5 protein-coding genes are annotated in these 6,817 nt (G+C 69.4%); 4 read left to right on the forward strand and 1 reads right to left on the reverse strand.

Translation table 11 applies throughout. The annotated features are described in order from the left end of the window. Nucleotides 1-508: 508 nt before the first annotated feature. From QOL99_RS13820 to QOL99_RS13830, 3 genes are all read left to right on the forward strand, one after another. Nucleotides 509-901 carry a S1 RNA-binding domain-containing protein gene (locus QOL99_RS13820; protein WP_285524670.1) on the forward strand — a complete coding sequence of 131 codons (393 nt, stop codon included), beginning with the start codon at nucleotides 509-511 and terminating at the stop codon, nucleotides 899-901. 94 nt (nucleotides 902-995) lie between these two features. Then, complete coding sequence (locus QOL99_RS13825) at nucleotides 996-2,660, forward strand: FAD-binding dehydrogenase (RefSeq protein ID WP_285524672.1); 1,665 nt, start codon at nucleotides 996-998, stop codon at nucleotides 2,658-2,660. 113 nt (nucleotides 2,661-2,773) lie between these two features. Beyond that, complete coding sequence (locus tag QOL99_RS13830; RefSeq protein WP_285524674.1) at nucleotides 2,774-4,018, forward strand: S1C family serine protease; 1,245 nt, start codon at nucleotides 2,774-2,776, stop codon at nucleotides 4,016-4,018. A 61-nt stretch (nucleotides 4,019-4,079) separates the two neighbouring features. On the opposite strand, the gene QOL99_RS13835 is transcribed toward QOL99_RS13830, so the two are convergent. Beyond that, complete coding sequence (locus tag QOL99_RS13835) at nucleotides 4,080-4,757, reverse strand: HAD family hydrolase (protein ID WP_285524676.1); 678 nt, start codon at nucleotides 4,755-4,757, stop codon at nucleotides 4,080-4,082. A 773-nt stretch (nucleotides 4,758-5,530) separates the two neighbouring features. Here QOL99_RS13835 and QOL99_RS13840 point away from each other — a divergent pair. Beyond that, complete coding sequence (locus tag QOL99_RS13840; RefSeq protein WP_285524679.1) at nucleotides 5,531-6,484, forward strand: hypothetical protein; 954 nt, start codon at nucleotides 5,531-5,533, stop codon at nucleotides 6,482-6,484. The last annotated feature ends 333 nt before the right edge of the window (nucleotides 6,485-6,817 follow it).

A 6,817-nucleotide genomic window follows, 5' to 3' on the forward strand; every position in this document is an offset into this window, starting at 1 on the left:
TCCCGGACTGCGGCGAGCGCGGCTTCCAGGGCGGCGGGGTCGGCGTCTCCAGCCACCTCCAGCGTGACGCTGGCGGCCAGCAACTCGGCGCGGGGGGCGAGGGCCTGCGCGACGCCCTGCGCGGTGTCGCCGGGTTCGAGAAGGAGGTTCATGCCGCCGAGCGTGCCGCGAAGCTTCATCGGCGCCCACTCTACCCGCCCCACACGGGTTCCGGTTGAACAGTGTTGAGAGAACTGGACACCCGACGGGAAGGAGCGGGAAGGAGAAGGAAAAAGGGTGACGCATGGGAAGCGGGCAGGCGTCCTCAGCGGGCAGGCTTGCTCAAGCGAGTCCGTTTTGCCCAGGAAGGGGCGTCCGTTCTGCCCAAGACGTGGAAGCACCGGCGCGGCGCAGAGGGGCTAAGGCGGCTGATCCGGAGCCCGTCCCAGGGGGGCAAGCTTCACACTCGGCGCATGGAGGCCCCGGGCGTGCTATAGAATGTGCCCTATGCTGATTTCGGAGGGCACCCTTGGTGCAGCTTGATCCCGGCGCGGTCGTTGAGGGCCGCGTCACGCGCGTGACCGATTTCGGGGCGTTTATCCAGTTCGAGAACGGTGAGACGGGCCTCGTCCACATCTCGCAGATCGCCCACTCCTTCGTCCGCAACATCCACGACCATGTCCGCGAGGGCGAGACGATCGAGGTCAAGGTCTTGGGCCGCGACGAGCGGGGCCGCCTCGACCTCTCGATCAAGGAGCTGCTCGAAGAGCCCGAGGAGGTGCCGCGCCCCCGCGCCATCGGGCGGCAGAGCCCTCAGTTCGAGGCCAAGCTGCGGTCCTTCATGCGCGACGCCAAGGAGCGCACCACCGGCGGGGGCGGCGGCGGCAAGCGCGGCGCGACCCCCGGCAAGCGCAAGAAGTAAGCCCCCCTTTCCCGGAACACCTGCCCCGCCCCGCCGCGAGTCAGGTGTTTTTTCTCTTTTTGCCTTTCTCTTTGCCACAGGAGGAACCCGGACCATGACCCAGGAGACGCAGGCAGACGTGATCGTGGTGGGCGCGGGCCTCGCCGGGCTGGTGGCCGCCGCCGAGGCCGCCGACGCGGGGCGGCGGGTGCTGCTGCTTGATCAGGAAGGCGAGCAGAATCTGGGCGGACAGGCCCACTGGTCCTTCGGCGGCCTCTTTCTGGTGGACTCGCCCGAGCAGCGGCGGCTGGGCATCCGCGACTCGCGCGAGCTGGCCTGGACCGACTGGCAAAATACGGCGGGCTTCGACCGCCCCGACGACCACTGGCCCAGGGCCTGGGCCGAAAGTTACGTGGACTTCGCGGCGGGCGAGAAGCGGGCGTGGCTGACGGGCCTGGGCCTGCGCTTCTTTCCGGCGGTGGGCTGGGCCGAGCGCGGCTTTCAGGGGGCGGGGGGTCCCGGCAACTCGGTGCCGCGCTTCCACATCACCTGGGGCACCGGGCCGGGCGTGCTGGAGCCGTTCGTGCGGCGGGTGCGGGAACACGCGGCGGCAGGACGCGTCCGGATGCGCTTCCGTCACCGGGTGCGCGGCCTGATCTGGGAGGGTGCTGCCGTGGTGGGCGTGCGCGGCGACGTGTTGGAGCCGTCTGACGTGGGCCGGGGCGAGGCCAGTTCCCGCGTCGTGGTGGACGACTTCGCGCTGCGGGCGGCGGGCGCGGTCGTCGTGACCTCGGGCGGGCTGGGAGGCAACCTCGCGCGGGTGCGGCGCAACTGGCCCGCCGAGCGGATGGGACCGCCGCCCGCCACCCTGCTCAGCGGGGTGCCCGCCCACGTGGACGGCGAGTTGCAGGCGCAGGTCGCCGCCCAGGGCGCCAGCCTGATTCACCCCGACCGCATGTGGCACTACACCGAGGGGCTGCGCAACTGGAACCCGGTCTGGCCGGGGCACGGCATCCGGGTGCTGCCGGGACCCAGCAGCCTGTGGCTGGACCCGGCCGGGCGGCGGCTGCCGCACCCCCACTACCCCGGCGCGGACACGCTGGGCACGCTGTCGCACATCACGGGTCAGGGCTACCCCTACACCTGGTTCCTGCTCAACCGGGCGGTCATCAAGAAGGAGTTCGCCCTCTCCGGCTCCGAGCAGAACCCCGACCTCACCGGCAAGAATCTGCGGGCCACCCTGGGCCGGATGGGCCGGGCGGTGCAGGCCCCCGTGCAGGCGTTTCTCGACCACGGCGAGGATTTCGTGACGGCCGCTGATCTGCCTGCCCTCGTCGCGGGGATGAACCGCCTGACCGGGCAGGACCTCGTGAGCCTCGCCACTGTCGAGCGGGAGGTGCGGGAGCGGGACCTGCAAGTGATGAACCGGGCGGGCAAGGACCCGCAGCTCGCGCTGGCGCGGGGAGCGCGGGCGCTGATGGGCGAGCGGCTGATCCGGGTGGCCCCGCCCGCCCCGCTGCTCGACCCCGCCCACGGCCCGCTGATCGCCGTCCGCATGAACATCCTGACCCGCAAGACGCTGGGGGGCCTGGAAACCGACCTCCAGGGCCGGGTGCTGCGGCCCGGCGGCGAGCCCATCCCCGGCCTGTACGCGGCGGGCGAGGTCGCGGGCTTCGGCGGCGGCGGGATGCACGGCTCCCGCTCGCTGGAGGGGACCTTCCTGGGGGGCTGCCTCTTTTCCGGGCGGGTGGCGGGGCGGGCGGGCGCGGCGGCGGTGTAGGGACCAGCGCCTTCTTCCGGGCCGCACTCCGGGCGACCTCTCCCTCTTCCCCTTCTGAAGCTCCCCTGAGCCGTTTTAACCCCCGCGTAACCGGGGGGTGGCAGACTCGCCCCATGAAGAAGAATCTTTCCCTGCTGGCCCTGACCGGGACGCTCGCGCTGGGCGCCTTCGTGGGGTTTGAACTCTCCGAGCGCACCAGTGCCCAGGTGACGGGGACCCTGCCTGCCACCACCACGTCCGCCCCGGCGACTTCCGGCACCTCGGCCACCGCCGAGGCGTCCCGCGCCCGCACCCAGTCCGAGACCAACACCGTGCAGGTTGTCAAGGCCCGGCAAGGCGGCGTGGTCTACGTTGAGGTGACCGACCGGGGCGGTGACAGCAGCCCGCAGGCGCAGCTCCGGCGGGACCTGCAGGAGCGCTTCGGTTTCGAGTTGCCCCAGCAGGGTCCCCAGGAGAGCGCGGGCAGCGGCTTTTTCGTGAACGCGCAGGGGGACATCCTGACGAACAACCACGTCGTGGAGGGCGCCGACGAGATCACCATCCGCCTGCACGGCAGCACCCAGACCTATGCGGCGAAGGTGGTGGGCCGCGCCCCCGACTTCGACCTCGCGCTGATCCGCGCCGAGGGGCTGCCCGCAGGGACCGTCCGGCCGATCCCGCTGGGGCAGACCGAGGGGCTGGAGGTGGGCCTCAAGGCCATCGCGCTCGGCGCCCCCTTCGGACTGGAGTTCAGCGTCTCGGAGGGCATCATCTCCAGCCTGGAGCGCACGGTGCCGGTGGGGGCCAAGGGGGTCGAGCAGAACGTGATCCAGACCGACGCGGCGATCAACCCCGGCAACTCGGGCGGGCCGCTGCTGGACTCGGCGGGACAGGTCATCGGCGTGAACACCCAGATTCTGACCGGGGGCATCGGCCAGAGCGCGGGCGTGGGCTTCGCGGTTCCGGTGGACACCGTGCGCCGGTTGCTGCCGCAACTGCAGCGCGGCGGCGAGGTCCAGACGCCCACCCTGGGCCTGGGCTTCCGGGACGTGGCGAGCTTCACCGCCGAGGAGCGCGAGGGGGCGGGCCTGCCCGAACAGGGCGCCCTCGTCCTTCAGGTGTACCCCGGCAGCCCCGCCGAGCGGGCCGGACTGCGCGGCAGCACCGCCCCCGCCGGGCAGGGGGAGCAGCCGGTCCCTGGCGGCGACGTGATCACCGCCGTGGACGGCCAGCCGCTGGAGGACGCCGCCGACCTGCCCCGCGCGGTGATCGGCAAACAGATCGGGGATACCCTGCGCCTCACCGTGCAGCGGGACGGACAGCTCCGCGAGGTGACCGTGCCTCTGCAGGCGTTCGCTCTGCCGCAGGGCAGGCAGTAACTGGACACGGGACAGGGGCCGGGACGCGTCTTTCCCGGCCCCTCCCTGTCCCCCGTGCCTCCTACTGCACCGGGAAAGCCTGATCCAGCGCGGCCAGCAGCGCCTGCGGATCGTCGTAAAGGGGATCATGCCCCTCTGCCCCCGGATGGCCGCCGCAGCGCAGCAGCACGTAGGGCACGCCCGCTTTACGGGCCGCCTCGGCGTCGTAGGGGGTGTCGCCCACCATCAGGGCAGCCCCGGCGGGCAGGCCCAGGGTGTGCAGTCCAGCCTTGATGAGGTCCGGGTCAGGCTTGCTGTTTTCCACATCGCTGCTGCTGACGCGTTCCAGCTCCAGGTCGCCGAGGCCGATCTGCCGCAGCAGGGCGTCCGCGATCTCGGCCTCGCCGCTGGTCGCCAGGGCCACCCGCAGGCCGCGTGCCCGCAGGCCCTCGATCAGGGCGCGGGCGCCGGGGGTGGGACGCAGCTCAGGCATCAGCTCCTCGAAGTGCCGCACCCAGCCGTCGGTCAGGCGTTTTCCCACCTCGCTCTCGGCATCCAGCCCGGTCAGCTCGGGCACCAGCTTGTCGCCGCCCATGCCGATCAGCGGAAACACCTCTTCGGGGGTCTTCTCGAAGCCCCCGTCGCGCAGCGCCGCCGACCAGGCGCGGGCGTGGGCCAGGTTGGAATCGGCCAGGGTGCCGTCCACGTCAAGGAGGACGCCGCGCAGGCGTTCCGGGTTCAGGAGGTCAGGTTGGGTCATCGCGGCCAGCCTAGAGCATTGGGCAGAATGACGGCCCCCGGGGAAGGGCGCCCCAGGTGCCTCCATTCTGCCCAATGCTCTTCTTCAATTCGCTCGCTCCGCTCGGCCAACGAATGCGGAAACCCACCGCATTCTTATGGCAAATGCTCTAGGGGCCAGGGCAGGCCCGACGCCTTGAGCGCCCCTTGAGCGACGTGGCCCGGCCTGCTGCCCATCCCACCTGGGGACAGTCCGGGAATCCAGGTCCGGGNGCCAGGGCAGGCCCGACGCCTTGAGCGCCCCTTGAGCGACGTGGCCCGGCCTGCTGCCCATCCCACCTGGGGACAGTCCGGGAATCCAGGTCCGGGACGGGCTCCGGCCGCTGCACAGGCGGCGGGTCAACCGCAGGTGAGCCCTCTGGGACGAAGGGCTCTGGAGGGTGGCGACACCCTCAACGGAATCTGACAGCTCATGTCACTTCACGCCCGCCATGTCAGCGTACAAGCGATGAACACGGCGGGCGTGAAGTGTATAGAGCGAGATGTCAGGAGCGTCTTCGAGTTGAACATGTCAGTAGTGCTGGCAGTCTACCGACGTTCCAGGCAACCTGCCAACAAGGCAGCAGGGTGACCCTCGCCGAACAAGCGCAGAGGATCAGGCCAGCAAGAAGCAAGGACTACGGTGGAGATGTGCCTCGGCCGCATATGCGTGAGCATCAAGCCGAGAGCTCGGCTAGCCTGAGCGTGGAGTTGGCGCATGACCACACAGCCGGCCTTCACCCCACGAGGAGATCCATGAAGACAAGAACGCTCAGCCTCCTGCTCGCAGCCACCACCGCCCTCTCCATGGCGGCAGCACAGACCCGCCCACCGACGACACCAGCCGCTCCGCCCGCCAGTACCCCGGCAACCACCAAGACGACGCCCACCATCGTCAGCGCCACGGTCAGTGGGCAGTGGGAGTACCTGGTCATCTCTTTCGGGAAGACCTACTTCAGCTCCCCCGCAGATCTGCAAGCCAAGACGAGTGGCCAGAGCAAGCTGATGATCTATGGTCCCCTCGGCGGCGTTGTCGCCAGCGAAGCACTGGATACCCAGGCTCAGGTGGACACCCTCGGGAAGTACGGCTGGGAACTCATCGGCGTGCTGGGAGCGATCGGCGGCGACCAGCAGTGGGTCTTCAAGCGCCCCTACGACGCAGCGCGTGCGGCCACCGAAGCAGCACAGATCCGTAGGGAGGGTGCGGAACTTGCTGCAGCCCGCGAGAAGGCGGCCAGGGAAGCCGCCGCGAAGCCCGCTCCTGCTACGCCGACTACGCCGACCGAGCTGGTCGACCTCGATGCCAGAGAGGCCCAGGCGAAGCGGGAGGCCGAGAACCAGACGCTGCGCAACCGCATCTCCAGCGCCCTTCAACTCACAGGGTGGCCGATGGCCCGGGTAGATGCCGCAGGACTGAGTGTCATGACCTACGACGGCAAGCCCAACACCAGCGGTCAAGTGACCGTCATGCTCGATGCGACGCAGCGTGCCCTGACGGGCAACACCTACAGGCAGAGCGCCGTGGACGCCCTGATCGCTGAGTACGTGAACACCCTCAAGAGCCAGGGACGGTTCAGCAGCATCGAACCAGCCAAGTACAGTGTCTGCCTGGATGGCGGGACAGCTTTGAGGATCGGTGCGAGCATCCGGTTCAACAACGAGCTCAAAGACGTCATCTCTCCCTACACGGCCACCCACTGCGTGAAGTAACGCGCTCACCGTGAGGGCCGTCTCCCGGGTTGTGAGAGACGGCCCTCGCCGTTTCTCCAAGATCACTGGACGTTCATCCAGTCATGCTGACAGAAGTATGCACGACCACGCGAAAAGTACCCAATTAGCCCTGAGCAGAAGGGCATAGGCTGATGCGCGCCGGCCTCCCAAGTCAACGGAAAAGCCTGCAACCAGTGGTTCCAAAGGGACCGCCTACGCTTCAAACATGAAGATGAAACTCCCCTCCCTCAAGGGATACGGCAAGCAACTCCGTGTAGGGATACCTCTGTTTGGACTGACCCCCCAGGAGCGGACCGAGAGGCAAGGCACTTC

This window comes from Deinococcus rhizophilus, assembly GCF_030271215.1.
Lineage (GTDB): Bacteria > Deinococcota > Deinococci > Deinococcales > Deinococcaceae > Deinococcus > Deinococcus rhizophilus.